The sequence below is a fragment of the Salinibacterium sp. ZJ450 genome (assembly GCF_011751885.2).
In the GTDB taxonomy this organism is placed as follows: Bacteria; Actinomycetota; Actinomycetes; order Actinomycetales; family Microbacteriaceae; genus Ruicaihuangia.
In genome coordinates this window covers 3,668,636-3,693,913 of the sequence record NZ_CP061771.1, presented here as the reverse complement: position 1 = coordinate 3,693,913, position 25,278 = coordinate 3,668,636, and the positions used below count along the sequence as shown (strand labels likewise).

30 protein-coding genes are annotated in these 25,278 nt (G+C 62.9%); 14 read left to right on the top strand and 16 right to left on the bottom strand.

The annotated features are described in order from the left end of the window. Nucleotides 1-138: 138 nt before the first annotated feature. Nucleotides 139-1,140, bottom strand: coding sequence for a hypothetical protein (locus HCT51_RS17945; protein ID WP_166880099.1), 1,002 nt, complete (start codon nucleotides 1,138-1,140; stop codon nucleotides 139-141). Between the two features lie 145 nt (nucleotides 1,141-1,285). After that, complete coding sequence (locus tag HCT51_RS17940) at nucleotides 1,286-1,870, bottom strand: hypothetical protein (protein WP_166880101.1); 585 nt, start codon at nucleotides 1,868-1,870, stop codon at nucleotides 1,286-1,288. Between the two features lie 186 nt (nucleotides 1,871-2,056). Here HCT51_RS17940 and HCT51_RS17935 point away from each other — a divergent pair, with 186 nt between their 5' ends. Further along, nucleotides 2,057-2,761 (top strand): methyltransferase domain-containing protein, encoded by a 705-nt coding sequence (locus HCT51_RS17935; RefSeq protein WP_166880104.1) that lies wholly within the window; start codon nucleotides 2,057-2,059, stop codon nucleotides 2,759-2,761. Nucleotides 2,762-3,279: 518 nt separating this feature from the next. Here HCT51_RS17935 and HCT51_RS17930 read toward each other — a convergent pair. Further along, nucleotides 3,280-3,657 carry a hypothetical protein gene (locus tag HCT51_RS17930; protein WP_166880107.1) on the bottom strand — a complete coding sequence of 126 codons (378 nt, stop codon included), beginning with the start codon at nucleotides 3,655-3,657 and terminating at the stop codon, nucleotides 3,280-3,282. 89 nt (nucleotides 3,658-3,746) lie between these two features. Between HCT51_RS17930 and HCT51_RS17925 the strand changes: the two genes are divergently transcribed. Then, on the top strand, nucleotides 3,747-3,956 hold the full coding sequence (locus HCT51_RS17925) for a hypothetical protein (RefSeq protein ID WP_166880110.1): 210 nt from the start codon (nucleotides 3,747-3,749) through the stop codon (nucleotides 3,954-3,956). 2 nt (nucleotides 3,957-3,958) lie between these two features. Here HCT51_RS17925 and HCT51_RS17920 read toward each other — a convergent pair whose 3' ends face one another. Continuing rightward, the gene (locus HCT51_RS17920; RefSeq protein WP_166880112.1) at nucleotides 3,959-4,360 is read right to left on the bottom strand and encodes a hypothetical protein; all 402 of its coding nucleotides are present in this window, start codon (nucleotides 4,358-4,360) and stop codon (nucleotides 3,959-3,961) included. A 532-nt stretch (nucleotides 4,361-4,892) separates the two neighbouring features. Between HCT51_RS17920 and HCT51_RS17915 the strand changes: the two genes are divergently transcribed. Continuing rightward, nucleotides 4,893-5,492 (top strand): hypothetical protein, encoded by a 600-nt coding sequence (locus HCT51_RS17915; protein ID WP_166880115.1) that lies wholly within the window; start codon nucleotides 4,893-4,895, stop codon nucleotides 5,490-5,492. A 223-nt stretch (nucleotides 5,493-5,715) separates the two neighbouring features. On the opposite strand, the gene HCT51_RS17910 is transcribed toward HCT51_RS17915, so the two are convergent. Further along, on the bottom strand, nucleotides 5,716-6,156 hold the full coding sequence (locus HCT51_RS17910; RefSeq protein ID WP_166880117.1) for a hypothetical protein: 441 nt from the start codon (nucleotides 6,154-6,156) through the stop codon (nucleotides 5,716-5,718). 37 nt (nucleotides 6,157-6,193) lie between these two features. Continuing rightward, nucleotides 6,194-6,610, bottom strand: a complete 417-nt coding sequence (locus tag HCT51_RS17905) for a hypothetical protein (protein ID WP_166880119.1) — start codon at nucleotides 6,608-6,610, stop codon at nucleotides 6,194-6,196. A 549-nt stretch (nucleotides 6,611-7,159) separates the two neighbouring features. Here HCT51_RS17905 and HCT51_RS17900 point away from each other — a divergent pair. From HCT51_RS17900 to HCT51_RS17890, 3 genes are all read left to right on the top strand, one after another. Further along, nucleotides 7,160-7,534, top strand: coding sequence for a hypothetical protein (locus tag HCT51_RS17900; RefSeq protein ID WP_167043856.1), 375 nt, complete (start codon nucleotides 7,160-7,162; stop codon nucleotides 7,532-7,534). Nucleotides 7,535-7,643: 109 nt separating this feature from the next. Then, nucleotides 7,644-7,844, top strand: coding sequence for a PLD nuclease N-terminal domain-containing protein (locus HCT51_RS17895; RefSeq protein WP_208322643.1), 201 nt, complete (start codon nucleotides 7,644-7,646; stop codon nucleotides 7,842-7,844). Nucleotides 7,845-8,137: 293 nt separating this feature from the next. After that, complete coding sequence (locus HCT51_RS17890) at nucleotides 8,138-8,587, top strand: hypothetical protein (RefSeq protein WP_166880121.1); 450 nt, start codon at nucleotides 8,138-8,140, stop codon at nucleotides 8,585-8,587. A 198-nt stretch (nucleotides 8,588-8,785) separates the two neighbouring features. Here HCT51_RS17890 and HCT51_RS17885 read toward each other — a convergent pair whose 3' ends face one another. Further along, a complete protein-coding gene (locus tag HCT51_RS17885; RefSeq protein ID WP_166880123.1) occupies nucleotides 8,786-9,076 on the bottom strand; it encodes a hypothetical protein in 291 nt (96 codons plus the stop codon). A 470-nt stretch (nucleotides 9,077-9,546) separates the two neighbouring features. On the opposite strand from HCT51_RS17885, the gene HCT51_RS17880 reads away from it, so the two are divergent. The 4 genes from HCT51_RS17880 (at nucleotide 9,547) to HCT51_RS17865 (ending at nucleotide 12,238) form a co-directional block, all read left to right on the top strand. Next, the gene (locus HCT51_RS17880) at nucleotides 9,547-10,059 is read left to right on the top strand and encodes a hypothetical protein (RefSeq protein ID WP_166880126.1); all 513 of its coding nucleotides are present in this window, start codon (nucleotides 9,547-9,549) and stop codon (nucleotides 10,057-10,059) included. A gap of 198 nt (nucleotides 10,060-10,257) precedes the next feature. Further along, nucleotides 10,258-10,767 carry a hypothetical protein gene (locus HCT51_RS17875; RefSeq protein ID WP_166880128.1) on the top strand — a complete coding sequence of 170 codons (510 nt, stop codon included), beginning with the start codon at nucleotides 10,258-10,260 and terminating at the stop codon, nucleotides 10,765-10,767. Nucleotides 10,768-11,229: 462 nt separating this feature from the next. After that, nucleotides 11,230-11,607 (top strand): hypothetical protein, encoded by a 378-nt coding sequence (locus HCT51_RS17870; RefSeq protein ID WP_166880130.1) that lies wholly within the window; start codon nucleotides 11,230-11,232, stop codon nucleotides 11,605-11,607. Nucleotides 11,608-12,040: 433 nt separating this feature from the next. After that, a complete protein-coding gene (locus HCT51_RS17865; protein WP_166880133.1) occupies nucleotides 12,041-12,238 on the top strand; it encodes a hypothetical protein in 198 nt (65 codons plus the stop codon). An 80-nt stretch (nucleotides 12,239-12,318) separates the two neighbouring features. Here HCT51_RS17865 and HCT51_RS17860 read toward each other — a convergent pair whose 3' ends face one another. After that, complete coding sequence (locus HCT51_RS17860; RefSeq protein WP_166880136.1) at nucleotides 12,319-12,810, bottom strand: hypothetical protein; 492 nt, start codon at nucleotides 12,808-12,810, stop codon at nucleotides 12,319-12,321. Between the two features lie 188 nt (nucleotides 12,811-12,998). Between HCT51_RS17860 and HCT51_RS17855 the strand changes: the two genes are divergently transcribed. After that, complete coding sequence (locus tag HCT51_RS17855) at nucleotides 12,999-13,655, top strand: hypothetical protein (RefSeq protein ID WP_166880138.1); 657 nt, start codon at nucleotides 12,999-13,001, stop codon at nucleotides 13,653-13,655. Between the two features lie 471 nt (nucleotides 13,656-14,126). Here HCT51_RS17855 and HCT51_RS17850 read toward each other — a convergent pair whose 3' ends face one another. After that, entirely contained in the window at nucleotides 14,127-15,233 is a 1,107-nt protein-coding gene (locus HCT51_RS17850; protein WP_166880140.1) for a hypothetical protein, read from the bottom strand. Nucleotides 15,234-15,360: 127 nt separating this feature from the next. Here HCT51_RS17850 and HCT51_RS17845 point away from each other — a divergent pair, with 127 nt between their 5' ends. After that, on the top strand, nucleotides 15,361-15,942 hold the full coding sequence (locus HCT51_RS17845; RefSeq protein WP_166880143.1) for a recombinase family protein: 582 nt from the start codon (nucleotides 15,361-15,363) through the stop codon (nucleotides 15,940-15,942). Between the two features lie 93 nt (nucleotides 15,943-16,035). Here the strand turns inward: HCT51_RS17845 and HCT51_RS17840 are convergent, their stop codons facing one another. Together HCT51_RS17840 and HCT51_RS19060 are read right to left on the bottom strand one after the other, a co-directional pair. Then, nucleotides 16,036-16,536 carry a GNAT family N-acetyltransferase gene (locus tag HCT51_RS17840; protein WP_166880146.1) on the bottom strand — a complete coding sequence of 167 codons (501 nt, stop codon included), beginning with the start codon at nucleotides 16,534-16,536 and terminating at the stop codon, nucleotides 16,036-16,038. Nucleotides 16,537-16,826: 290 nt separating this feature from the next. Beyond that, nucleotides 16,827-17,090 carry a PLD nuclease N-terminal domain-containing protein gene (locus tag HCT51_RS19060; RefSeq protein WP_191413673.1) on the bottom strand — a complete coding sequence of 88 codons (264 nt, stop codon included), beginning with the start codon at nucleotides 17,088-17,090 and terminating at the stop codon, nucleotides 16,827-16,829. A 261-nt stretch (nucleotides 17,091-17,351) separates the two neighbouring features. Between HCT51_RS19060 and HCT51_RS17830 the strand changes: the two genes are divergently transcribed. Both HCT51_RS17830 and HCT51_RS17825 read left to right on the top strand, forming a co-directional pair. After that, nucleotides 17,352-18,248, top strand: coding sequence for a hypothetical protein (locus HCT51_RS17830; RefSeq protein ID WP_166880150.1), 897 nt, complete (start codon nucleotides 17,352-17,354; stop codon nucleotides 18,246-18,248). Nucleotides 18,249-19,157: 909 nt separating this feature from the next. Then, the gene (locus HCT51_RS17825; protein WP_166880153.1) at nucleotides 19,158-19,418 is read left to right on the top strand and encodes a hypothetical protein; all 261 of its coding nucleotides are present in this window, start codon (nucleotides 19,158-19,160) and stop codon (nucleotides 19,416-19,418) included. Between the two features lie 104 nt (nucleotides 19,419-19,522). On the opposite strand, the gene HCT51_RS17820 is transcribed toward HCT51_RS17825, so the two are convergent. From HCT51_RS17820 to HCT51_RS17800, 5 genes are all read right to left on the bottom strand, one after another. After that, on the bottom strand, nucleotides 19,523-20,518 hold the full coding sequence (locus HCT51_RS17820; protein ID WP_166880155.1) for a hypothetical protein: 996 nt from the start codon (nucleotides 20,516-20,518) through the stop codon (nucleotides 19,523-19,525). Continuing rightward, complete coding sequence (locus tag HCT51_RS17815) at nucleotides 20,496-21,017, bottom strand: RNA polymerase sigma factor (protein WP_166880158.1); 522 nt, start codon at nucleotides 21,015-21,017, stop codon at nucleotides 20,496-20,498. The genes HCT51_RS17820 and HCT51_RS17815 overlap by 23 nt, the downstream gene beginning before the upstream one ends. 103 nt (nucleotides 21,018-21,120) lie before the next feature. After that, the gene (locus HCT51_RS17810; RefSeq protein ID WP_166880170.1) at nucleotides 21,121-23,016 is read right to left on the bottom strand and encodes an ABC transporter ATP-binding protein/permease; all 1,896 of its coding nucleotides are present in this window, start codon (nucleotides 23,014-23,016) and stop codon (nucleotides 21,121-21,123) included. Next, the gene (locus HCT51_RS17805) at nucleotides 23,016-24,200 is read right to left on the bottom strand and encodes a peptidoglycan-binding domain-containing protein (protein WP_166880172.1); all 1,185 of its coding nucleotides are present in this window, start codon (nucleotides 24,198-24,200) and stop codon (nucleotides 23,016-23,018) included. The genes HCT51_RS17810 and HCT51_RS17805 overlap by 1 nt, the downstream gene beginning before the upstream one ends. Next, a complete protein-coding gene (locus HCT51_RS17800; RefSeq protein ID WP_166880175.1) occupies nucleotides 24,197-25,111 on the bottom strand; it encodes a hypothetical protein in 915 nt (304 codons plus the stop codon). The genes HCT51_RS17805 and HCT51_RS17800 overlap by 4 nt, the downstream gene beginning before the upstream one ends. Nucleotides 25,112-25,278: the final 167 nt, after the last annotated feature.

Below are 25,278 nucleotides of genomic sequence, written 5' to 3'. Positions count from 1 at the left end.
GGCATGTGCCGTTCGCGGTTAACGGCGACCCGCGGGATCCCTCCCTCGAACCAAAGTGGGCGCCCGCAGGCGGGACCCTCAGCGGGCAAGTTTGACTAGTCTGCTCGCAGATTCGGGATATGAGCCGGGAGGGTATCCCTAGCGGTCTTGATTGCTTGCCGGCGGGGTGAAGGTGGTGAGGATCGCTCCCGATTCGGAACCGATCGAGACAACGAATGTCGACTCGTCGATCCAGGCCGCCCCTCTCACCCCGCAGGTGAACGGCAGGGATGTCGCCTTCCCCGCCCGAAAGAGGGCAAGTCCGCCCTCCTCTTTTGCTGTGCAGTCGCCATCCTGCGACATGACGTCCCTGGCTTCAGAGGAGCCGCGCACCATCGCCCAGTCCACGTCCGTGCCGCCTTCGCGCGAAGCAGGGGCAAGCACATCGCCGCCGGCGCTCACCGCAAGCACCGGCTGCCGTCCTGCATGTGTGCTTATCGGTGTTCGGGTTCCGTCGATTCCAACGGAGAAGGTTTCCCGTTCCGTGCTGACGTAGACCGTGCCGGTGGAATCGGTGTCGATAGCAACAGCTGTCGCGGTCAGGCCCGGATCAGCCTCCAACACCGTCGTTTGCCTGCCGCTTGAATCGAGCGCTCGAATCGCGAACGGCGTCGGCGCATCCGAATTGACGGAGCCACCCATCGCCCCGGGCACCACCGCGCCGAGGAAATCAACGAAGACGATCCGTCCCGCTGCATCCACCACCACGTCGCCGGTCGTCTCAGCGTCGACACCCACGGCGTCCCAGGTTCCGGCGTCCGTGTCATACAGGAAAAGCCCTGTACCGGCGCCGGAAGCGTTCTCCCGGTCGGTCCGCGATACAGCGAGGACCGACGGCGACACCGCCGATATTCCGTGCACCGTCATGATCATCTCGGCGTTGAACCGCCGCAGGGTGTTCCCGTTCTCGTCCAGGTGCAACCATGACCCCGCCGACTCGGTCCAAATCCCGCCCGCCGTGTCCGTCGTGATTTTCGCCATCGGGTAGCTGACATCGATCAGGTCCTCGCGGTCACCTTCCATGGCGTTATCGAATTCGATCGGCGCCACCCGCCAGGCATTCGGCGAAACCGAGGTACAACCGCCAAGGAACACCAGCACGATTACAGCGAAACAAACAGGCAACCATCGCCTTCGCGTCGCCACACTGGTCACGGGTCGAACCTAGCGCACTCACGACCCGTTGCGCCGGGCCGGCAGCTGATGACTGCAATTGGCGTAACGCATCGCGCCGCAGGCCGGACCCTCAACGGGCGGTGTAACTCAATACCTCAAGACGCTGGATATGCTCCGCCACCTGGTCAAATAGGTCGGCTTGCAGTGAGACGGAGGATCGCCAGTCGCCAGCGAGTTCGAGTGCGTGGTTGGCTCCCGAAACCGTTATGAGCCGGGCGGTCGAGTCCGCGACTTCGTTCGGCCAAAGATCATCAGCGTCGCCCCCGATCGCGACATCAGCTGCCGTTGCAGCCAGGAGCCCCGCGCGAACGGCGTCGCTGGTGAGAATCGGGGTCAACCAAATTCCGGGAACGCCGTTGCGTGCCGCCCAAGGTAGCGCGAACGAGCCAAATGACTTGGCGACAATGAGCCGCCGCGATGCGCTGGGCGCTGCCGCGAAAGCCGCCGCAACCGCGCTCTCCACAAATGACACAGGGTCTTCTGGCTCCTGCTCGGTCGTGTCCCATCGCACGGCTTCGACATGCCAGCCCGACTCCGCGAGCATTTCGGCACACCAATACAGCAGCGGTCCTTCGACGGGGTACCTCCCGCCGGGCAGCAAGACGGCGACGGGCGGATGTTCGCTGACGGAGTCTGACCACGCAAAGGAGCTCATGCCATCAGTATCTACGCTTGCTGGATCTACGGGCTCGCAGGGCTGGTATGTTTCGAGTTATGCACATGACGACGGCTTGGTGGCCCACCTTCTCGGTGGGCTGATTCAGGCGTTCTGCGCAACCAGACCCACCCGAAGTCGGTGGGTCTTTTCTGTTGCCCTCCGACACAACCCTCCGGAGGAAACATGACCAGTCCGTATGACCCTGACAACATCGGCGATTACCTCATCAGTGCCCGTAACCTCGCTGAATACAGCGCGTTCTTCGCCCTAACTTCAGACGACCGAAAGAAACGCATTCTCGACTGCCCTGGCGGCGCGACCAGCGTCGTCGCCGAACTCACCACGGATGGCAGTGACGCTATTGCCGTCGACCCGGTGTACAACCAACCAGCAGACACGCTGAGTGCACGCGTGATGGCCGAGGCTGAGCGCGCAAACGCGCACGCGACGGCCGGATCCGACCGGTACGACTGGACGTTCTACGGTAGCCCCGCCGCCCACGCCGACATCCGCCGCAAAGCGGCTGAACGCTTCATCGCCCATAAGGCGGCCGAGCCCGAACGATACGTCGCCGGTGGTCTACCCGACTTGCCATTCGCCGATGCCAGTTTCGACGTCGCGCTGTGCTCACACTTGCTGTTTACCTATGCTGACCGGCTGGACACAGACTTCCACGTCAGCGCTCTACTCGAAATGGCCCGCGTCGCACGTGAAGTGCGTGTTTACCCGCTCGTCGACTACACAGGCGCCCCAGCGGAGGACCTTTTGCGGCAGGTGCTCGCACAATTGCCGGAGTGTGGCCTCGCGGCGGAGGTCCAGCCGGTGCCATACCGCTTTCAGAAGCAGGCTACGGACATGCTCGTTGTCAGCCGGATCGCAGCGCAGTAGACCGACTCCGCACTCGAGTCCAGGAGAACATGATCTACGACCACACTGCAGATCGTTGCGCAACGATCCCGGCCGTAGCAATGGCCCAAGGCCGCCAAAGGGCACCAAAAGTCACAGACGAGGCCCAGCGAGTGAGCTTCAGCCCGATCGCCGGACGTCTAACGGGACGAATATCTGAAGCTGCGCTGGGTCCGCCAGCTGTGGAGGAACTGCGATTACGTGGACGAGCACCGAGCAGCGGACCGATCACACTCGGGTGAGCGTGGGCGTATGACACCGCGTGGCAAACACCAGAATCAACGCTGGTCGGGCACGTCGATTACGTCCTGATGAACCAATTCCGCGAGCAACGAGTGGTCGGTGGCATCCCCGGCGAGCTAGATTCCCCCGTGACCGAGCGGCACATCGAATCTGTCACCCTCCCGATCGACGGGGTCGACGTACCCGCAATGCGCATCGACAGTGACCCGCACGTCTATGCCCTCGCTGGGAACAACTACCGTAAGGCCTGCAGCCGCCTACTCAGACCTAAGGACGTTCCACTGCATGCGGCGGAGGCACAGCTGGTAGTCCAGTTCGTAGGCTGACAGCCCCTGCCATGTCGCGATTTGAGACGATCGGTCATCTTCTGGGACCTCTGCTGGGTCGGCGAGCATGGCGTTGTGTGGGCCCTCTATCGGAGACGCGAGCGCCTCTTCGACCGCTGCGCGAAGTTCAGGGTCATCGCACGCCTGTGGCGTCACTTCGGGCATCACGAACACCGCGCCTGAGTCTTCGATTGCTGGCTCTGTCGGGCCTGGCATCTCGCTGCCCGCACAGCTTGCAGTTCCGAGAGTTATCACCGAAGCCATCAGGATGGCTGCTGTGGTTCTGCGTTTCGTCAGCACCGCAGCCACCCTTCTATGGTTCGAGACCTATTGGAGCATTATTCATCACAATTGACGAGAATTCGTACGACAAGTTCGTTCGCCTGAGATGGGAATCGGTGCAGAGAGGACTGTCGATCGCTGAGCAGGTATACGAGCAGCCGGCCGACACCAACGACCGGCTTCTGTTCAACGGCGCGAGGACCTTCTTTCTGGATCAGAGGGGTGTGCTGCTGCAGGACATGGCCTCGGCCGACCTCAGCGCCCTGGCGGGGGCCCTGGTGAACCGGGTGGCAGAACTGTCAAACAACTACACGCGACTCCCTTAGCCTCACCCGGTCAGCTTGAGCAGCTGTTCACCGTCTTCGGATTCCACGATGACGGTGAACACTGCTAGCGGGTACCGGTACCGGATCTCGTCGAACCACTGTTCGACCGCGTCGACGGCACGATGCTCCTCAACTATTGGCAGGCCTGGTTCCAGCGTGATGACGCCGACAGGGCTTACTTGGGTGTCGTACGGGGTGTTGTAGAGGACGTCGACGTAGTCCACGCCCTCGGTTTCCCGTCCGTTCTCGTAGATCGCTTCGACGACGTGGTCTTTCGGATCGACGTTCGTGGTCACCAGATCAACGGCAAGGTGGCCGACGAGGAGGAGCGCAGCGATAGCGGCGAGCACGAGGCCTGCGATCGTCGCCCACTGCGACGCTTTGACGGTCGGTTCGCTTTTCATGGCTGTTTCACCCCTCTATCTCTCAAGTTACCGAGGAAGGTCCACAGGTCGTCCCCGGTGACAAGTGACCACACCTCCCCAACCAGGAGAAGACCGACTATGTGTAGCGCACCGACAGCGGGGAGCGGGAACACCAGCGCCACCGACAGCTGCAACACCAATACGGCCGGATGGGTAGAGCGCTGTCTTGTGGGCTGCGGTCCGTGCTGGTCCGCAGCCATGGGCTGACAATAACAAGTGAACAGTCTTCAGGGTCGGTATGCTCAGTGCCCGTTCCGACCTCGAACGGGCGCCGGCAATACACCGAAGCAGTTGGAAGGCCCGGATGCGTTCGATCGATAGGATCGCGAGATGGATCCCATGTGGCTGCTTGTCATCCTGATTCTGCTCGTCCTGTTCTCAAGCATCAGCATCGTTGCCGCTCTTCGTCGAATAGCTGACGCGACAGAACAGACTGCGGCGCATCTCGAATCTCTGGCCGCTGCATCCGGTCCGACGGTCAGCCCCAGCCGGGGCCCTGAATAGGAGCAACGTGAGCGACGAAGTTTCGATCGTGAAGACTGCTTGGTCCCCAGCTGCCACGCTAGGGACGCAGTTGACGGTAACGATCGTCGTTGCTCTCGGCATAGTGCCTTTGTCGTTCGGTGTGGCGTCCATAGGTGCCGATAGCGCGTCAGAGTTCATGACCTTTGGCGGTGACATAGATGAAGGGCTGTGGCTGGGCATCGCATACGCATTCGCCGCAGGAGCCCTTGTCGCCGTGACGGGATATTTGTGCCTGATTCTCCTACCGGGCGGGCGTTACCTGCTGCCCGGATTGGGACTCGCGCTGGTCATTCCTGTCCTAGGGGCTGGTCTTCTGGTGGTCCTTTGGTTGATCGGCATCGGCGGGATTGGTGGGCCGCCTGCGGAATTGCCTGCGGCGCAAGAATACGGACGGGCCCTGCACCGGACTCTTCCGGTGCTGACACTCATCTGCGTGGGTGCCGTCCTGCTCGGCGGCGTCGGTCTCAGGCATGTTCGATCGCCGAGATGGCGCCGGGTCGTGTGGTGGGTGCCGGGATCGGTGGCGGTCGTTGTTTCGCTGGCGCTCACCGTGCTCATCGTCGTGGCTCACGAGTTACCGCGATAAGCCCTTTTTTGCCGCGAGAGTCGGTGTGCAGTGGTTCCAGATCGTCAGCATCAAGTCCGAATTGGAGCCATTTGGTGGGTGCTTGGAAGTACCACCTCGCCGTGGGCGCCATCGGAAGTCGGACCCTGTACGGGCAGGGGGCAGGCTGGTGCGATTGGTGTCTCGACTCGGGCGACTGAGGGAGAATCCGTTTCTTGACGTCAACGCAGCGCCGACATAACGACTAGGCGAGTCCCGAGGATCGTCGAGCAGCAATGTACAACAGCGTCAGCGGGGGTACCGAAGCAAGCGCAACCAGGAATAGCCACGGCAGTATGTAGCTGATGGACCCGCCGAAAGCGCATACAAGACCAACCACAACTGCTACGCCGGCAGCCCATCCCAAGCACAACCAAAAGGCCCGAAAGACGGAGCTCGGTTGAGCATACTTCTCGGGCTGTAGCCGCGCGGCCGTTGCTCTCACTCCGGCGGGTATTGCCGCAAGAGTGAGCGCGAATACGCCGACGACACCGGCGGCGGGTGTCGCAAAGTTCACCACGACCAGAATCGCCAGGATAGCCGCCGCCAGGTAGAGCGGCGTCATCACGAGCAAGAGCAGTCGGCCCTCCCAGATCTCGTTCCAATAGCCGCCCGTAAAGGGGATCCGCCAAAGCGGTTTCGTCATCTCGTTTCTCCTCTCGTTGACAGCTACTCGAATAGAGTCAGATCAGTCCGCCAGTCACCGCCACTGCGCCATACGCGATGCCAGCAAGGGCAAACGCTGCGCCGATTGTGGCGACAGGGATTCCCAGACCGTGGCTGCAGTTCCTGCGTTGCTGGGATTGCAGCCCGCGTATGGGTATCGGTGCGGGTCTGGCCTGCTGGGTATCGACCCGGGTGAATCGGCCCATCACCGGGTTGGAGTGGCGGGCACCCAGTTTCGCCGACTCGGTCGCGGCGTCGTGGTCTCCGCCGGCGTACTCCCACTTGTTGTTGGCCGCCTGCGCGCCCGTCATGGTGATGGTTCCCCAGGCGTCGTAGGCGTAGGTGGCTGCTTTGGCTTCTGCGCTGTCGGTGAGCAGGGCCGTCGCGCCGAGGGCGTCGACGGTGAAGGAGAAGCTTCCCGCGCTGCTGCTCATGCTGACGATGTTACGTCGGGATCGCGGATGAAGGGAGTGGTCGCGGCGGCAGTGGTTTGTCTCTGGCAGAACGCCGGCCCTAAACCGGACCCTGAACGGGCACCGTTCGAACCTGATGCCGCAGCAAACGCGCGAAGCGCGCCAGCAGACGGACGTGTGGTCGCGCAGCTCATTGACGCCAGTAGGTGCGTGGGGCAGGCTACAGAGGTGAATACGGCTCAAGGCAGCTGTCGCGGCGATCTTCAAGAACGTTCCGTTGGAGCGCCAACCTCCTTCATCGATCTCGCACAGCACCGGTAACAACCACCAAAAGACCGACTCGCCCACTAGAGGGGCGAGAGTCATCGAACAGCAGGAGCAGCAATGAGCGTCCGACGGGCAGCTGTACCTTTCGTGCTCCTAGTTGGTGTCCTTGCTGGCTGCGCAACCACCTCGATCGTCCTGCCGACACCCGCTGCGACCGTCTCTGCATCACCGTCTCCGACCCCGACGGCCTCAGCTTCGTCAACACCAGCCCCGCCACCTGAGTCGAGCTTCATACCTCCGACTGTGCCGAGCAACGAGTGCCACCCGTGGGAGTTCACCGCACGCGACGACCCAGAACAAGTAGTGGGGTGGAAGCAGCAGATTCCGTCTGATGGTGGGCCCCGCGAGTTCGCGAACGGAACGCCGACGAACAACGAAAATGGCACACCGGTCGCCTACGTTGTCGCGCCCGGGGATGTAGGCGCGATCGTCGCTGAGCGGTTCTGCGTGAACCTGGCGTACTTGAGCACGCTGAACTCAGTACGGCGAAGCGGTGTATGGAACCTGCATCCCGGCGACACGTTGAACCTCGACGCGCACACAATCCTCTCGGTGGGCGACGAAGCAGGCGCTGTGCTTGAGAACATGTCCCCGTCACCGATACCACCGCAACACTAAGGATCGAGATGCGGAAAATCCGCCGAAGAATTGCGAAAGCGAACAGAGTCCGGCCATGAGCTCATCGTTCGCGCTACGCTCGCGGTAATCAACGTTCCCGGAGGATTACTTGGATCTTTTCACGCTGGGCTTTCTGTTCTTCGGGCTCGTTCCACTGGCCCTAGCGATTTGGGCGCTCGTGAGCATCGCCCACACCCCGTCCGAGCCGACACCGAAAGTGCTGTGGGTACTAGTCGTTCTCTTCTTCCCGCTGATCGGTCCGATCCTGTGGTTTGTGATCGGTCGGTCAGCCGCATTGCAGAAGAACTGACACACGACTCCGGCGAGTAATGAGCGGTGAGCTCAGGGATCGATGGCGGTGGTTGTCGCTCTGGCGCTTGTCGTGCTTGTCGTCGTGGCTCGCCAGACACCGCAATGGACCGACCTCGGCCGGGCGCACGGGGATTAGAAACAGTGGCTTGCGAGGAGCCCTCAAACGCCGATAGCTTGCAGCGAGATCGAAGGGGATACATGACCCAAACTGTTCGAAACACAAAGCGTAGACGCCTGCTCGCGGTCCCTGCGCACCTCGCCGCCATTCTCCTCACCGCAGCGTGCTCGCCTATGACCGCGGTAAACGATGCAAATGATGCGGCAACCGATAAGGCAAAGGCTCAGTTCACTGAGGCGCGCACCGCCTTCACTGAGAACATCCAGTCACTCCCGCCCGAAGGTTTCGTTCCGTTCGCCGAAGCGGGTGGCTTTAGGGCAGGCGCGTTGTTCATCGGCATGTCGGACGACGAGCTCCGGCAGCAGCGCCTTGAGGGGACATGGACGTACCAAATCAGCGCCGTAGAGGAAGACGGCGAAGGGCGTCTACTGACACTGATCATCGCCGACGCCGATACCGGCGGTGGACTCACCTACGAGCAGGCGAGCGTGTACGCGTGCATCGACTTTGTGTTCGACCTCGCGACGAAAGCGCTTGTAGACACAGAAGACACCGAATGCCCTCAACCCATACTCGACATTTCGCCCGGTGACGAGAAAATCAGCGTCGAGCAGCTTGAGTAACGGGGAACGGGAAATCACTCAGGCAATTGATCGGACCTAGGGCGACCATCAGCGGCACGCGGGTCCTTCAGTTATCGGCGCCACCCTCGTAACCGCCTGTATTCGATCTGAACGCCAAACAGGGCTCAACGCGTTGGGTAACTCGGTTGCCGATGTGCAGTATCACCGGCATCCTCAATTCCCCCACCGTACGGATGCTCAGCCGCCGAAATCGTGGAGCGCTGTCAGGTCAGAGCCTGCCGCCAGGCAAGCCTGGCCTATGGCGGACACCAGTTTCATCCAATCACCGGTCTTCGGGTCGTACGACTCTCCATCAGCGGCGGGTTCCGCAGATTTCAAGTAGTCCGACGCTGCGGTTACGGCCTTGCCGACGTCACCGTCGTCGACCAGCACATGGTGGTAGCCGTCCTTCACATTGTCGATGGTTTCGATGTACTCAGCGGGCGTGACCGCCCCATGGGTCAGGCCGTCAACCGCGTTCAACTCCATGGTTCTCAGGGTCGTTACTTGGCCGCATACGTGCGCCGGGCTAATTAGCGCTTCACCAGCCTTCCGCTCGACTGGCTCTGGCGTGGCCTCCGCAGTGGCAGGCTCCGGTGATTGCGGGGCGGCATCCGGTGCGGTGCATGCGGCGAGGCTGAACGCAATCGCTGCGGTTAGCGTGACAAAGCTGGTCCTACGGATGAGATTCCGGGTGAGCATTCTCGCCCTTTCTACGCGTTCTGAGTCAAGGGGTTTCAACTGGTGGCTGCCGCTGGAACCCAAGCCATCACCCGACCATGTCAGCTGTGTGAGTTCTTATCATCTAAGCCTGATCCACCATGGCGGGCGCGCCCCGGAAGCTAAGGGCACCCAAGCGAGGGTCACCAGTGATCGTGTGGGTAGACCACTGGTCACCCCTTCAGGGGCCGCTTTTGCGCATGAACAGCGGCGCAACGCTGGGCGGGCATACTGAGCCCATGAAGAGCGACGCATCCCGTGCCAGGTCGACCCGATGCCTGATCGCAATCGGACTCGTGGGAACACTCAGCGGATGCGTCGCGAGCGCCTCGGACTTGGCGCGCGACAAAGTGGCGGACAGCGCTGCCGCAGTTTCCGATCGCTTGCAAACACTCTTCGCAGAATCGCCATCAGTATCGGACATCTCAGCAGAGGAGCTCAGTGAGATCGGCTTCGACCTGCGTGAGCTCAGACGAGATGAGCTTCTAGAACTCGGAGAAATACGGACCGCCGTCTATGACCTCGAAAGCCGGGGACCTTCCGTTGAGGTTGGAATGATCGTCGCCGAGCGTGCGCAAACCGGCGGCGGCTGGTCGTATGACGACGCTCGCCTATACACCTGCGTCCTCTATCGCGGCCAGCTGGGCGAAGCGACGGAGGTGGACGCAGAGAGCGCACAGTGCCCGGACGAGATTGTAGAGAATCTGTACTTAATCCGAAGTGGTGAATTCATCCCCTTCGACAGACTTTGATACCGGGGGCGTAGGCCGTGATTCGGCTCGCTTACCGAGCCGCTCGCAAGCCGGACCCTGAACGGGCAGCCGACTCACTCACTAGCGAACGCAAGGTGCCTTCGAGCACGGTCGCAAGATGGCGAAGGGCAGCAGTTCATAACGCTGATCTTGCCTGCACAGGCTGATCGGTGAACCGGGCACGATAGCCTTCAGCGCATGGAGTCCACACCAGCATCCGTCGCCGACGCGCTCCTCGCGCTTCTCGATAACAAACGGGCGTGGGTGAAGGGGACCGCGCTCTGCATGGGTACCGATCAAGCCACGAGCCGATATGAGTTTGAGGTTTGGCCCAGACGCGGTGCGTGGTCAACGCGAAACATTGAGACAGACGAACTGCGTAGCTACGACGCCAGCGCGCAGACCCTGAGAACCGGCGAGATCGACACGTTTGCCGCGACTTATCCAATATTTCCAGCTCACGAATCTGTAAAGCTGCTGTTTCCATTGGAGCTGCCCATCTGGGGCAGAACGAGGGACGACTACCGACCCGTCTCAGCTGACGCAGAAAAGGACCGCCTAATCCTCATCTGCCGCCACAAGCACGACGCTGCGGTGATCGGGACGCTCACCGTGGATACCCTTCACGGACACGCCACAGATTGGATATCGCCGCTCACGACCGTCCGGTACACCGATCTCCCGGTCCAGACACGCGACAATTCCTGATTGCACTCGGTTGCAGTCCGAAAGTCCCCAACCGATACTCGACATTGCGACCGGTGACACCGTCATCAGCGTCGACCAGTTCGAGTAGAAGCGCGCGCACTCGTCAAGGCCCGGGACGCTCCAGCTCAGACGGTCGGGCAGCGGACTCTCGGCAAGAACAAATTCGGAACGGGTGATCGGGCAACAGATTCGGGCAGACAGACAGACAGACAGAACGCACGCGCGCCCCACGCGGGACCCTCGACGGGCACCCGAGGGAAGGCGGAACAAAGCGGATGGTTTCTGCTCGGATAGGCCCGTCACTCATAGTGCTTCGGCCTTGACTGGATAGGCCAGCTCAGATCAGACTGCACTCGCACGACAGCCGAGTGGATTATTGGGCGCGAGGCGCGATCTAGCCGCGGATCAAGGGACGAGATGCATAGAAAGCCGAATCTTCGCCGGCTAAGCAGAGTCGCTGTCTTGGCTGCGGTCCTATTTCTGATCCCGGTCGTGTGGCAGCTTGCGTTCTCGGAGCGGGACGGTTCGTCAACGTGTCAGCGCTACCCGCTGCCAGAAGGCACCATCATCAGCGAGAGCGCGGAATTGGCCGTCAAGGCCGAAGTGACCGCGTTGCCGCCGCAACTCGTTTGCAGCTACCCGGTCGGGGATCCCGCCAGCCCGACGCACGTGACCGTTTCCCATGATCGCGGGGCTGTATGGATGACGGCATCCGCGTGCCTTTTCATCGTCGCGGCAGCGATGCGTTTTTGCGGGAAGAAGCGTTGGCAGTTCCCCGTACGAGGACAGCTCCGGCCGGTGGCCAGCGGAGCGACACAACGACTGAAGACGCTTCGGTAACTTGACGGCGGAAGCGAATAGGCCTCGCGCAGAACCGGAGCGGGCTGGGCGTGACCGAGTGACGGACGGCCTGCGACTCTCGCCTCGCCGTATCGCACTGTGGGTGACCGCGGCCGGTCACCGATCGGCAACGATTCCTGCCGGGCAACTTCGCCTGGGTTAGTGTCTGCCTATGCGGAAACTCTCGGTCGCTGGGGTCCTCGTACTGTCGTGCGTGGGTCTCACAGCGTGCATGCCTCCAGGCCAGGTGGCAGGATTCGCATGCCCGGCCGTTGGTTACCCAAACGCGGCGAAGATCACGTTGGCCGAACCGAGGACGGGCGTCGAGCTTCAACTGTGTGAAGGTGCGAGTTGCACGCCGGGACCGCCGATGGCGCCCGTCGAGGTGCAGCCAACGCGCACAACGGCGGAGCCGATCGTTGAAGATACCGGCGTGCTTACCCTCACCGGAGACGGTGTTACAGGTTGGAGCGCGGAATTCCTCGACGGCCAATCGGTCGTCGGATACCGACTGGCTGACACGGTCGGCGGAGTGATCGCAGAAGGCGCCATCGACGCCGACTGGGTTCGCATCGGTGGAACCGAACAGTGTGGCGGACCTAAGGAAGCGGAGATCGAACTGCCCGCCTGAGGCGCCACGGCGATCGCCTGAGCCCGATACTGGACCGTTCGGCGGACCCTAAGCGCCTCAGCTTTGGGTGCACGCCAGTGTCACCAAACTTGCGGCTGTGGGCACGCCACGGTCACTTCGTTGAACCTGTCGGGGCTCATGCCTTTGGGGAGAAACGTAAATGCGGACCACTGAGCTTTCGAGTCGACATAGGTTTGAAGACTCGGCGCCGCCGGGACGTCGAATCCGAAACTCTCCAAGCACTCGACAGACTCGGTCACTTGGGCGTATAGCTCTTCATAATCGTTGTCAGTCAATGCGGGCAGGTTATCCATGCCAATTTCGGTTGAGCACTCATTGGTATCCTCGATGTAAAGGTCGGCTTGACTGGTCGGATACTCGGAAACGATGCCGCCGTCTGCCGGGTCAACCTCGGCGGACCAACCCCGATCAGCCAGGCATGATCTGAGCAGATCGCTTGCGTGCGCGCCTGACGTTGGATGCGGGGCACTGTGCGCCTCCGCGTAAGCGGCACATCCCGTCGCTCCTAGGCACAGCACGATGCAGACCGCAACGGACAGCCGCAACCTCACATCGACTCCTTTGAAAGCCGGAAGCACAGAGGAACCAATGCCTCAACTGGATAACTCTCACATTATGTTTCAGGTTAAGTGACTCCAGAGCATTTAGCTAGTGTTCGCCGCTCATCAGTCTGTGCCCTTGACTACATTTCCGATGGATGGCCTCGTCAGGTGAAAAGGCGTCGTTGTAGGGTTTCCGCATGGTTCTCCGTGTGACCGCCACCCCAATCGATCTTTGGGGCGCGACGACGCCTCCGACGGAGGAGCCTGCGTTGGCGGAATGGTTACCTGGCGCTGCCGCGTATCGGCGCGTGCTGAACCCAGCGCGGTCAGACCAAGGTGCGTTTCGCTGGCAGGCGTGCGCCGGCGACGATTTTCGCGTCGACGCGCAAACGCAGTGGCCCGACATCCGCGCCCACAGGCCGGATGTCGAAGGCCGATATGGGACTCCGGAAATGGGTGGGCTTGACGCCGACGTCGCGGCGGCGCTCGCGAGGGTGCTCAGAGACTTCACCACAACCCCCGATGAGGTCTACTTCATGGCTTGGGAGGGTTATGCAGGTTTGAAGGATGTCTACCGCTCCTCTGCGCTCATTTCCGGACCAAACGATAGAAATCTGTATGTGGTGCGGGGAACGCTCGATGACGTCCTCGCATCTGTAGAGGAACCACCCTTCAAACGTCTCCCCCTCTGGTGGGTTCCTGCCGACCGTGCTTGGTGCGTTGGAAATGACATTTACGCGCTAAGCGCTTTCGTGGGAGGGTCGGAGGAATGCGCCACCGCGATCGCCGGCGAGGGAGCGCTCGAAAGTTATGTCGCAATCGCCGGTCAAAGCGTGGTGCCCGAGGAGTTTTGAACTGCTCGACGGATCGCCGCTGCCTTCGATTAAGGTCACGGCTAGTGCGGCGACACGTCAGCGGCCGCGTGTCTCAGCCACGCCTGGCGTTCCGTCCACGAGCCCCTGCATGGCCCCGATCAGCGGTCGCTGTGGGAACAGGGTGTCGAGCACTAAGTCACCGACAACGGGAGTCACGGCGATCACAACTGTGACAAAGCCCGGCGATCGTTGCCAGCTGCACCGCGCTCACCGGCGGCTTCGCTGGCGCGTCGGCAGGTAGCTGGCCAAACAGCTCGTTGGTCACAGGCGGACGATAACAGGTGAGCCCGTCATGAGAACGGGTTCCTGGACGTTGTGAAGTTGCTGGCCCGAACATTCTGCTAAGACAAACCTTCCGTGCCGCGACTGTTGCGAAGGGGACGCTGAACGGGCACGATGTTCCATACCCGCTGAACAAATTCGCCGGAGGTTGGCGCGACCGCGGGACTCCTACCGGCTGTTCGAGGGTGTCCAGTTCCCGTCTTCGCCGTCGTATTTCCATTCTTGATGGGTCGACGTGTCTGGAGTGACGTCTCGGAGCCAGTAGGTCTGGTCGGGGTCCCACCCAGCGAGCACCGTCGCCCAATCATCTGCAACGGGTAGAGCTAGGCCAGCCGTGGCCAGGTAGCCGCCGACCGAGAGATGAACCGCGTCGTGGTCATGTTGGACACGCGACCAATCAGGGACGAGCCAGCGACCGTTCCGGCCCGTGGTGCGGTACCAGTCATGTCGTCGGGATGCCGTGACATCCAACGGATACCGCCGGCACAGATCCACCCATGCTTGAGGACCATCGATCTCGTAAATTCGCGCGTCAGCGGGGATGGGGACTTGTTCCGTGGTGGCAGCGGTCCAGTCGAATCGGTCTTCAACCAGCCACAAGCCCACGGGACCCCGCCCTCGGAGGGACCGTGTTGTGCGCGTCAATACCGAAGGCGGTATCGACCACCAGGGCCCGCTCACCATGGCGGAGGGGTCTGCGGGTCGCTCGCGACTCGCGTTGCTCTCTTCGACGAGCATTAGGGAACGCCACCGATCGAGCGTTTCTCGGGCAGTTCTCGCTGTCGACGAACTGCCGCCTGTCGTGCCAGCAAAGGTGACTGTCCACTGCCGCAGGCGGTCCATGGACTCCACCCATCGGGTTGCGCACGGTGACTCCGTGATCGCAGCGGCCACGCGGCCGAGCGACGCGCCAACCTCCGGCGTGCTGGCGAGAATGTCTTCGCCGTCGGGCTCCTGCCAGTAGCGTGCACTGTCCACCGCTGCCGCCAGCGAGAACCACAGGGCACGTTCGTCGGGCTCCGCAAGCGGGACGGACTCAAGAAGCTGCCCAACGTCTTCCGGCGAAGGGTGCGGCAGCGGACGCTGGTCCGCACCCGCTCCGAAGAGAACAACTGAGGCACCACGGCCGGGGTCGGCATCGTAGGCGGCATAGAACACTGCTTGACGAATCTCATCAGCGGCCACGCTCTTGTTGTCCCATCGCCGCAGCGCGAATTCAAGACACAGGCGCCTGCCGCGGGGGCCGGTAAGCAATTGAGCGGGCCGCAGACGCATGAGGTCACCCTATGCGCACGAGGCGCAACCGACCGGTCCCATGGACGGAGCGCCTCGGAGTTCGCGTTACCCCGACGTTGAAAGGGCCCGCCTTGACCGGTTCAGGGAACCGCACGACCGTCTGTGGATGAATGAACTACTCATCGGATACGCACGCGTGTCCACGAACGAACAAGATCTGACCGCCCAACAAAACGCCCTCGAACACTTGGGTGTGCACCCGAACCTGATCTACACCGATCATGGACTCACCGGTACCAACAGAGCACGACCCGGATTGCGTGAAGCGCTGGCGGCCTGTCGGAGCGGCGACACCCTGGTCGTCGCGAAACTCGACCGCCTCGCCCGATCGCTGCGGGACGCCAAGGACATCGTTGACGAGCTCACCGCGAAAGACGTCAAGCTGAGCATCGGCGGCTCCGTGCATGACCCGAACGATCCGGTGGGCCGGCTGCTCTTCAACGTCTTAGCGATGGTCGCCGAGTTTGAATCCGATCTCATCCGGGCACGCACCCGAGAGGGAATGCAAGTCGCCAAGGCGAAAGGTCGGCTTCGTGGCAAACAACCCAAGCTCTCGATTCCGCAGCAGAAGCATCTGATGGAGGTGTACAACGCTGGAACGCATACGACAGCAGAACTGGCGGAGCTGTTCAATGTGGCGCGGTCCACCGTGTATCGAACAGTCCAAAGGCAACTGCACGGACGCTGATCCCTGTGATCCCGATCTGAGCGCCGAAAAGCAAGTGCGCGCGGACAGTGCGGGGCGCTCCGCCGCTGCTCCCCGATCGCTGAGGACCTGCCATTACACGGGCCGTCCCATAACGACGCGAGGCCATCGGCTCAGACCAAGCGTCGCCTCCTGCTCCACTTTTCGGTGAAGATCTGGCCCCCATTGTTCGCGGGCGATCTCGGCAAAGCCGAGGCGCGCATAGTAAGGCGCGTTCCACGGCACGTCTCGGAAGGTGGTCAGTGTTAGTCCGCGTAACGACCTGTCCGCCGCATGCTGACCTGCTAAATCAAGTAGCCGTGAACCGAAGCCTTGGCGTGCATGCAGCGGATGCACGGTTACTTGCTCGACGTGCAGTGCGTCGTCGATCGGCTCGACGAGCAAGTAGGCGACAACCGAGCCATCCACCACTGTTACCCAAGCATCATCGTGCAGGAGATAGCCCTCGAAATCGGTAGTGCTGATTGGATCGTCATCCGCAACCTCATACATGCCGACCGTCCGGAACCTCTGCCCCGCTGCTCGCTCAACGTCGTGGACGGCGGCCAAATCACGAAGGGTCGCCAGCCGATGCATGTCCTCATACTGGCACGTGGTCTAGTGCGAGGATCCAGGCGCCCCAGTACGCGGACCCTCACCGCAACTCAAACGGCGCCCCGCACCTGGCGTGACCAGCTAGCGCTCCGCTTCGAAGTGGAGGTCGAGGTCGCCGACGTTCATCCGCCGCAGCGCATCGTTGCGTTGCGGGTCCAACAGGGGCCTGGTATTGAGCAACTGCTGCGCGAGCCCAAGAGCGCAACGGAGAGCGAGCCCCAAACGAAGAGACGGTAGGCGGCCTTCCCTCTTGCCTACAAACCTGGCCACATCTAGTTCACGCGATTGGCTTGCCGAGTTCCGCTACTCGGACCGGATTCGGTTGGTGGTTCGGCACCCCAGCGTGATGCACGCGCGTGACGGATGACGGGTGACGGACGGACAATCACCCACGCGACGACGCCGATCACTGGCAGAAGAAGCGCAACCGCAACCCAAAACATGCGCATGGCCGGAGTGAGTCGAGGATCACGAGAAATGTCCGCTAGAGCGGCGGCTAGAGCGGCTAGGTAGAGGACCAAGATGGCGCTCCACATGAGGTCCGCTGACGCTATAGGACCCATCGAATGACCTCCATGAAGCAACCATAGCCTCCGCCCGTTTGGGTCCACCAGCTCTTGTGAAAGCAACTCATGAGTTGCGCTGCCGTCGAGTCACTACGCGCTGGTGGGGCCCGAAACCCCAGCCCCGATTAGCGCTGACGGGACCCTCAACGGGCCCTCGGCGAACGGCGTATGTCTGCACGCCGGGGAGCCAGTCGAGCGGCAGGAAGAAGGAAATCTCCGGATACTTGGTTCATGACCAACGGTGACAATACGTCGGAGTTACCCGAAAGCTGGTCCAGGGAGCATCCGCACGCGGCGGAGATCCTCGCGGTCGAGGTTGCCATCCAGGACCACCCGGGCCAGAAGCTCGCGCTCCGGCTAAGAGACCTCGAAAGGATCTTCACGGCGTGGGCAGGCTTCTCCGTCGGCCTCGGCCGACTCCTTGAGAAGTGTGAAACTCACGAGCCGACAATTACCGAACTGGTCATACGGAACGTGGGTGACACATCTCAGCGTGCGGCCATAACTACCGCTCTTGACCAAGCCACCGTCGCCTACGTTGCCGGACTAGGCGCTCTCATCGATCACACCCGCATCGTGCTGAAGTCGCAAGCCGACGAAATCCAAACGGAGCACGCGGACCTTCTGCGATCCATGACTGCAACCGTTCCAGCAGCCTTGTTCCTAGCAAAGCTCCGTACTTACGTTCTGCACTATGTCGTCGCCCCGTGGGAGTTCACTGCAGAACAGAATGGCGACACGATCACAGCCAAGGTCCTCCTGGCCACTGACGAACTGCTGAAGATTGAATGGCAGGCGCCGGTGCGGTCGTTCATCAAACTAAGCGGCAGCCAAATTCACCTCTCACCGCTCCTCAACCCCTATCTGAATGCAATGCACAGCCTGACGACCAGCTTCATTGAGAGGTGTTGGCAGGCCAACGCTCGATTGTTCGACGAGGTGGACGCGCTCGTTGCCAAGCGGAACTTGCTGCTCTCAGGTGGCGTGACAGACGGGCGGGACTGGGCCGCGCGCGTGGCGAACATGGAAGAGAACATCAAACGTGCTGAACGTGGGGAAATGCAAGTCAACTTTCAGACTGGTAGACCCTTCCAAATGGATCCTGAGCTGGAAGGCCACGCGCCTTGAACGGGCCGAGCTGATCCGAGGAGTGACGGTATCGCCCACACCATCGCTGCCAATGCATAACGACATACCGGCGGGGCGGTCGCATAGCCGCCGCTCATTGTCCGGACCCTGAACGGGCACCACGCCAGAGCCTTCTGCTAACGATCTTTGTACCGGCGCTGGGTGAGAATGGCGATTGTCAGGCTCAGGAGAAAGCAGAGAGTGACAAGGATGAACGCGAACCATTCGCCATCGTTCGCTGGATCCCGGGCCAATTCCATTCCGCTTAGGACACCGCTCACCCCGAACGTAACAGTCCCGAGCCATAACATGATGATGCGGCCCCTGCTCGGTTCTTCCGATTCGGTCATCCGTGAGTACTCCAGTCTCGGCTTATCGCGTGCACGAAGTTAGGAACGGTCAGCACTTATTTATTGCGTCTCCAATTCGATAAACCAGGAACGCGTCAAATGGCGAAACGAACTGCTGCGAGGGCGCCTAGCGCCGAGGATCAGGGTGGGAGCGCCAAGAACAACACCTTCCGTCGCGTAACCCGTGCTTATCAGGAGGCCGAGAGAAGCGCTAGAGCTTTACTAGATTCGAGCCTGGCAAACATGGACGGGTCCGTCGAGTTGCGGGGATTGCACCACGCATACGGGCACCCATTCTTCCTGCCCGCTGGGGTCAGCGAGGTGAATCCGCCAATCACCGTGCAGTAGTAGCGGAACCGAATTTCGCGGATGTACGAAGTGGTCGCCCCGGCCATCGTATGCCGCCTCCAGCCGGCCCTAAACCGGACGTTGAACGGACGCGTTCTGCGAGCCGACCGACCACTCTCCGCGACGCCGAGCGTCGGGCCCGCATTGGAACGAGAAACGGGCAATCGGACGCACCCCCGCGTTATGTAGCGGCCGGGGCTAGATTGACAACATGGCTGACGGACGAATGGTTTTGTGGGTTAGGAAGCACTACGTCGCCCTCAACGTGGCAATGGTGGTGCTCTGGTTAGCTGTTGCCGCGACCCAGATCATCCCGCTCGTCAACGGAGACTCGGGAACCAACGGAGGACACGTCTTCGCGCTGGTGCTAAGTCTCCTGCTAGCTGTCCTCGCAGGGGTGAGTGCAGTCGTAGCCTCCACTATCAAGAGGAAGAAATCTCCGAAGAGTTCATCGCAGCGAGTTGACCAATAAACGGACCCTCAACGGGCGCTATTCTTCGAGGCAGCCACTCATGGTCTACGTCTTGCCTACGTAACTACTCGGCTAAGACTTTGATCGCGTTCTCAACGCGGAAATCAGTTCCTAACATGGGGCCACGCTGAGTATTCGACGACGCTGCCGGCGGGCTCATCGAGGACGCCTAGTCCGCCGGTGTAGATGACGTCCGAGGCGATGATCTGTCGGGTGGCTGCGTCGATAATGACTGTGACTTCAAACGCTGTGCGGGTCGATGATGTGAGCCGGAGGGCGATGCCGTCGCGACCGAGTCGATCGGTGACAGTGCCGAGCAGTTCCAGTCCGCCGGATTGTTCGAGGATCTGCAGCATTGCGGCGTGATGGGCGGGTGTGAGCGTCCATTCGCTCAGGAGCATTCGGAAGGCGCCCCAATACTCCATGGCGTCCGCGTCGTCGCGCAGCGGGATCTTCTCGCGAAGCGCGGCGACCAGTCCCGCAGTGTCGGCGGGGGGTGCAGTAGGGAATCCGCCGAAATACTCGTCTTCCGCTGCCGTGCTCACTCGCGTGCCGGCGGTCGGTGCGGGGCCAGCGGGCTCGGTGATCTGCCCGTCGGCCAGCACGGAGTACGGTTGCTCCGCGGTGATCAGCACCGACGCGGCGCCATTCTCGTCCCATTCCCAGGCGTACCGCTGGGGAATGAAGACCGGCTCGCCCTCGGCATCCTGACTATGCCGCCACCGAACGACCTGTCCCTCTCGCCTGGCCGCCTGCTGCGGTGCCGTGAGCAAGACTTGCACTGACGCGTCGACGACTTCGTTGAGAGATTCGGCGACGGGTTGCGGGGCCAGCGGTGGTGGGGTTTGAGCGTAGGCCGGTGGGGTGGTGATTGAGCCGGTCACCACGGCCACGGTGACGAGGGCGGCAGCAATCGGAAGTGCCCAGAGCGTGCGAAGCCGGAGCAGCGCCGGTGGGCGGGCCCGGCGGCTGTCCGTGGCCATCATGGTTCGTAGCTGCGCCCAGTCTGTCGAGGTCGTCGCCGAGTCGGGTGCTGTGTGTGCCGGGTCGAGCGACTTCAGTCCTTCGGCGAGGCGGTCATCGGTCCAGCGCAAGTTCATTCACCTCCTGTGGGAGTGTTGCGTCATCGTCGAGTAGTGCGCGCAACGCGTCCCGTGCGCGGCTGAGGCGTTTCCACACCGTGGGTACGCGACATCCGATGACCTGTGCCGTTTCGGCGGCCGACAGCCCGTCCCAGTACACGAGCATGAGCAGCTCGCGGTCCGGCTCGCGCAGCTGGTCCATTGCGATTGCGAGTTCGACGTGGTCGTGTGACCCGGTTTCGGGGCCGAGGCGCTCGATGTCGGCGAGGTGCGCCAGGCCGACGCGTTCGCGGTCGCGGCGCCGGTAGGAGTCGCCGACGATGTTGTGCGCGGTGCGTAGCAGCCAGGGTAGGCCGAACGGATGCTTTGGGTCGAAGCGCTTCCACGCGACTTCGAAGCAGTCCATGGCGAGTTCGCGCGCTTGCTCGCGTTGGTCGACGCGACGTTCGATGTAACGGAGAACGGCGGGATGGTGCTCGGCGAAGAGTGTTTCGAACGCGGCACGCCTGTCGTCCACGCGGTCCCCTCCCCGCCGGCGCGGATGCGCGCCGATCTCATCAGACTAGGTTGTTGGTGGCGCCGAATCCTGACATCGGCGCGCCTGTCGGTCGCGGTGTGCATCATTGCCGCAGCGCCTCCGCCGGATGAACTCGGCTGGCCCGCGCGGCACCGACGATCGAGGCCAGCGCGCCGATCGTGACGCCCGCGACCACCGCGAGCGGGGCCAACGCCACGTCGAAGACCGGTAGCCACCGGTTCGCGACCGTGAATCCGAGGATCCCGGCGAAGCCCGCGGCAAGCCCGAGGACACCGCCGGCCGCGCCGAGCATGGCCGATTCGGCGACGACCAGCCCGATCAGATCGGCTCTGCGTGCGCCGAGCGCGCGCCGCAGCCCCAGCTCGGCACGGCGCGCGGTGATCGCCGAGCCGATCGCGTTGATCAGGGTCAGCACCGCGATCATCGCCGCCAACCCGGTGAACGCCAGCAGCGCGACTCGCACTCCGGATTGCACCTCGGCACGCAACATGGTCGGATCGGTGGGCGCCTGCACGACGTACGCGTCCGGTGCGTGCGGATCCAGAGCGACCGGGAGTTGTCGTCCGACCTGCAGCGCGGCGCCCGCGACCGTGCGGATGAACAGGGTGCGACTCTGCGCGGTCAACTCAGCGGGCGCCTGCCCGTCGCCGAGCACGACACCGCCGGCAAGCATTGGCGCACGGTTCGAGGTGTCGATGATGCCCACCACGGTGAACGTGGTGCCGGCGATCGCAATCTGCGGGCGTGCAATCAGCGGGCCGAGCTCCAGCTGGGCGGCGAGGGATGCTCCAACCAACGCCTCGCCGGCTCTGGGCAACCCGGCACCCTCGCCGCGCGCCCAGCTGAGGTCAGCGCGCAGCGCCGAAGCAAGGTCGCCGCCCGCTTCGTGGACCTGTGCGGTGCGCGTGGTCGTTCCGTTGCTGATAGCGCTTTCGAGGTAGCCCGAGACCACGGCCGCAGACTCGACGCCGGCGAGGGAGCTGGCTGCGGTCACCGCCTCTGCCGGGGCAGGTGTGTCGGATGTCGCATCTTCTGGTTCCCATTGGGCACTGACTTCCCGATTGGCGTGGGCGTCGAAGGTTGAGGTCACCTGGGCGCGGGTTGAGGCATCCAGACCCAGCGTCGTGACCAGCAGCGCGACGGCCAAGGCCACCGTGCCCGCGAGCGCGAGGGACTGCCGGGTTCTGGAACGAAGTGATGCGAGGGCGTCGGCAAGCAGGTCGCCGAAACGGACCCGGTGGCGAATGGGCGCGGAGGCAGCTTGCGCGGTCGGCCCGCTGCGGGTCGAAGGCTCGCTGGCCTGTTGCCGCTCCTCGGTGAGTCGCCCATCGGCGATCCGCACCACGCGCGACGCGGCGGCAGCAACCTCGGAGTCGTGAGTGACAACGATCACGGTGACGCCTTGTCGGTGCAGTCGGGTGAGTTCCGCCATGACCCGCGCGCCGGTGGCGGAATCCAGGTTGCCGGTGGGTTCGTCAGCGAGCAGCACCGGTGCGCGGGACGCGATCGCGCGAGCGATGGCGAGCCGCTGGCGTTGGCCGCCGGACAGCAGGGCGGCTCGGGCACCGAGGCGGTCCCGCATGCCGATGTGCTCCGTCGCCTCGGCCGCGCGGGCGGCGCGGTCCTTCGCGCCTACCCCCTGGTAGAGCATCCCCAGTTCAACGCTGTCGGTGGCCGGGCGCTGATCGAGCAGGTGAAAGCTTTGAAAGATGTAGCCGAACGTTTCGGATCGCAGCGCCGCAAGTTCGCGGCCTTCTTGACGCGGAACCGCGACCCCATCGAGCAGATACTTGCCTGAGGTCGGCGTATCCAGGGCGCCGATGATTGACAGCAGGGTGGACTTGCCGCCGCCGGAGGGTCCGACGATGGCGAGGAACTCGCCGGGATCCACTCGCAGGTCCACGTCGACGAGAGCATGCACGGGAGCCTCAGCGGTGCCATACACGCGGGACACCCCGACCAGTTCGATGAGCGGCATCAGTCCACCCGCACCCGATCTCCAGGCTGCAGCTCACCCGCGACCGCAGATCGCCCGCCATCCGAGCCGAGAACACTCACCGGCACCTCCAGGAACGTGCCATCATCTTCCCGGCGCAGCACGATTCCGTCGGTGCCGTCGTGTTGCGCCACCGCAACCGTTGGCACCAGCAGCGCGCCCGCCGCGATCTGCCGCGTTTCGACCACGACGCTCACCGCCGTGCCCACCGCCGCCAGCTCGTCCTCGCCGGCCGGGAGGATGTCAGCCCACTTCATCGGCTCACCGCCGGCACCGACCCCGACCTCATCGGCCGTCGCCTCGAAGACCCGATCGACAACTCCGGCTACGGCAGGCTGCCCGGCCACCGTGAAAGTGACCGCCGCACCGAGAAGGAGAGCGGATGCCGCATCCGGCGTAACGCCCACCCGCACGACATTCCGCGTGGAGACAACCCCGATGCTCGCGCCCGCGGTCACATCGGCACCAACCGGCGGCACCGCGACAATTTGAGCGGGCAGGGATGTGAACGCCGCGACCGCCGACAGCGGCAGGTACGGGTGCTCGGATGCCGGTGCCGGTGCTAACGCCGGTGCGATGGGCGCTTCCGTGATCGTTGTCGTTGTCGTTTCCGGTGCAGGAGTCGCGATGTCAAGCGTGCGGTGCGGGGCGGCCCCGCCTACCCCGAGATACAGCTTCGCGACGGCCTTCGCGGTCGCCTGCCCGAACTTGCCATCCGCGCCGCTCAACAGCCCGAGATGGGTGAGGTTGTCTTGCAGCACGCGAACGTCGGGTCCGGCGTCGCCGACGCCAAGGTCACGGTAGAAGGGGAATGGAGACGCGATCGCGAACACCGGTGAGCCATTCACCCACGCCGCCAGTGCGCCCGCTGCGAGGCTCTCGCCCGGAGACAGGGGGCTGTCGGTGACCACGCTGCGTGCGGCGTCCGTCACTGCAGCGAGCATGACGGACTCCTCCGTCTGCGCCGCGATCACCCCCGGCAGGGTCCGGGTCGCGATGAGATCTCCGCGCTGCACTTCCGCGAGCACGGGTTCCACAGCCGGCGGCATGGCCTGCGCCTCCCACTGCGCGGGAGAGGTGAACGCCTGTGCCGCGAACCACCCGCCGGCCACCAGCACACCTGTGGTGGCGACCCCGAATGCGGTCAGCCAGACGCGCCTGCTCATCGTTGCGCCGGAGCGTGCTTCGCGATCAGTTCGAGCAGCACCTGCCGGTCCTTCAGCCACGTCTCGCGATCGCTGCTCAGCCGGTCGGCGTTGTCGCGGATGAATTCGACCTGGCGGTCCCACTGGGCGTCGTACTGGGCCTGCGTCCAGCCGCTCGACTCCCGGCACTGAACATCGGCGGTCGCGAGCGCGATCTCCATCTCGGTCAGCGGCGGCTCGGGCGGACCATCCACGCCGGGCGCGTAACCGGGGATCCCGAGCTGAACGCGCATCTCCTCAGTCGGCATCCCATCCAGAGGGCTGTCCGGAGCACCGCCGTAGCCGGCCTTGTCCAGGCAGTCGCGCCAGGCGTCCGCGGCCGCCTTCACAGTGTCGGTGGTGGCGGCATCCTCCGCGGTCTGCCAGTAGCTCGGCGCAATGAAATTCACCGACTTGGATACGCCGCCTAATACCGAATGCTCGGCCCTCACCCCGTGAACGCACGGGGTGATCACCGTGTCGAATCCCGGCTGAGACTGCGCCAGCGTGTTCATCTTTGTGAAGTTCTCGATGCGCGCCGCACGCTCAGCTGAAGGCGCCTCGTGATACCCCCACGTCTGCGCCACCTCAAGAGTGAGAATGGACATCATGCCCTCATAGTCCGCATCCTCCAGCGACTCCGGCATGATCGGCCATTGGAAGCCCGCCTCCCGCATGCACTCGGAGACGAGCAGGTTCTCCGCGTAGGATTCGATCTGGCTTGAGGACGGGAAGTAGTAGTCGTCGAGTGGCATGACCCAGCTCGCCCGGTCCTTCGCCGGAAGGTTCAGGTCCGCGATCGCCGGGCCACCGGCACACCCTGAGAGGAATGCGGTGCAGAGTGCGGCAACTGCCGCGCCATGCACCACCGTTGTTCGTGCACTGCGGGTCATCCTTGCTCCATCCTCATTAAGGGTCGATACCCACAAGGTTGTCCCAGCGACTCAAACCTGACCGATGCCGACGATTAATTCTCAAACTCAGGGCCTAGAGATAGAAACGTAAGTAATTCGAGAAGCCGATCTGGGTGGTTGCCGGCCGTAAGCCGGACGCTTGGCAG

What these genes read in the sequence shown, in the direction of transcription:
- HCT51_RS17920 (WP_166880112.1), bottom strand. Translation starts at nt 4,360, where the DNA reads ATGAAAAGCGAACCGACCGTCAAAGCGTCGCAGTGGGCGACGATCGCA.
- HCT51_RS17820 (WP_166880155.1), bottom strand. Translation starts at nt 20,518, where the DNA reads ATGAACTTGCGCTGGACCGATGACCGCCTCGCCGAAGGACTGAAGTCG.
- HCT51_RS17800 (WP_166880175.1), bottom strand. Translation starts at nt 25,111, where the DNA reads ATGACCCGCAGTGCACGAACAACGGTGGTGCATGGCGCGGCAGTTGCC.
- HCT51_RS17890 (WP_166880121.1), top strand. Translation starts at nt 8,138, where the DNA reads ATGACCGCGGTAAACGATGCAAATGATGCGGCAACCGATAAGGCAAAG.
- HCT51_RS17825 (WP_166880153.1), top strand. Translation starts at nt 19,158, where the DNA reads ATGGCTGACGGACGAATGGTTTTGTGGGTTAGGAAGCACTACGTCGCC.
- HCT51_RS19060 (WP_191413673.1), bottom strand. Translation starts at nt 17,090, where the DNA reads ATGTGGAGCGCCATCTTGGTCCTCTACCTAGCCGCTCTAGCCGCCGCT.
- HCT51_RS17805 (WP_166880172.1), bottom strand. Translation starts at nt 24,200, where the DNA reads ATGAGCAGGCGCGTCTGGCTGACCGCATTCGGGGTCGCCACCACAGGT.
- HCT51_RS17840 (WP_166880146.1), bottom strand. Translation starts at nt 16,536, where the DNA reads ATGCATCGGCTGGCGACCCTTCGTGATTTGGCCGCCGTCCACGACGTT.
- HCT51_RS17905 (WP_166880119.1), bottom strand. Translation starts at nt 6,610, where the DNA reads ATGAGCAGCAGCGCGGGAAGCTTCTCCTTCACCGTCGACGCCCTCGGC.
- HCT51_RS17830 (WP_166880150.1), top strand. Translation starts at nt 17,352, where the DNA reads ATGACCAACGGTGACAATACGTCGGAGTTACCCGAAAGCTGGTCCAGG.
- HCT51_RS17850 (WP_166880140.1), bottom strand. Translation starts at nt 15,233, where the DNA reads ATGCGTCTGCGGCCCGCTCAATTGCTTACCGGCCCCCGCGGCAGGCGC.
- HCT51_RS17845 (WP_166880143.1), top strand. Translation starts at nt 15,361, where the DNA reads ATGAATGAACTACTCATCGGATACGCACGCGTGTCCACGAACGAACAA.
- HCT51_RS17875 (WP_166880128.1), top strand. Translation starts at nt 10,258, where the DNA reads ATGGAGTCCACACCAGCATCCGTCGCCGACGCGCTCCTCGCGCTTCTC.
- HCT51_RS17910 (WP_166880117.1), bottom strand. Translation starts at nt 6,156, where the DNA reads ATGACGAAACCGCTTTGGCGGATCCCCTTTACGGGCGGCTATTGGAAC.
- HCT51_RS17885 (WP_166880123.1), bottom strand. Translation starts at nt 9,076, where the DNA reads ATGGAGTTGAACGCGGTTGACGGCCTGACCCATGGGGCGGTCACGCCC.
- HCT51_RS17880 (WP_166880126.1), top strand. Translation starts at nt 9,547, where the DNA reads ATGAAGAGCGACGCATCCCGTGCCAGGTCGACCCGATGCCTGATCGCA.
- HCT51_RS17935 (WP_166880104.1), top strand. Translation starts at nt 2,057, where the DNA reads ATGACCAGTCCGTATGACCCTGACAACATCGGCGATTACCTCATCAGT.
- HCT51_RS17855 (WP_166880138.1), top strand. Translation starts at nt 12,999, where the DNA reads ATGGTTCTCCGTGTGACCGCCACCCCAATCGATCTTTGGGGCGCGACG.
- HCT51_RS17810 (WP_166880170.1), bottom strand. Translation starts at nt 23,016, where the DNA reads ATGCCGCTCATCGAACTGGTCGGGGTGTCCCGCGTGTATGGCACCGCT.
- HCT51_RS17940 (WP_166880101.1), bottom strand. Translation starts at nt 1,870, where the DNA reads ATGAGCTCCTTTGCGTGGTCAGACTCCGTCAGCGAACATCCGCCCGTC.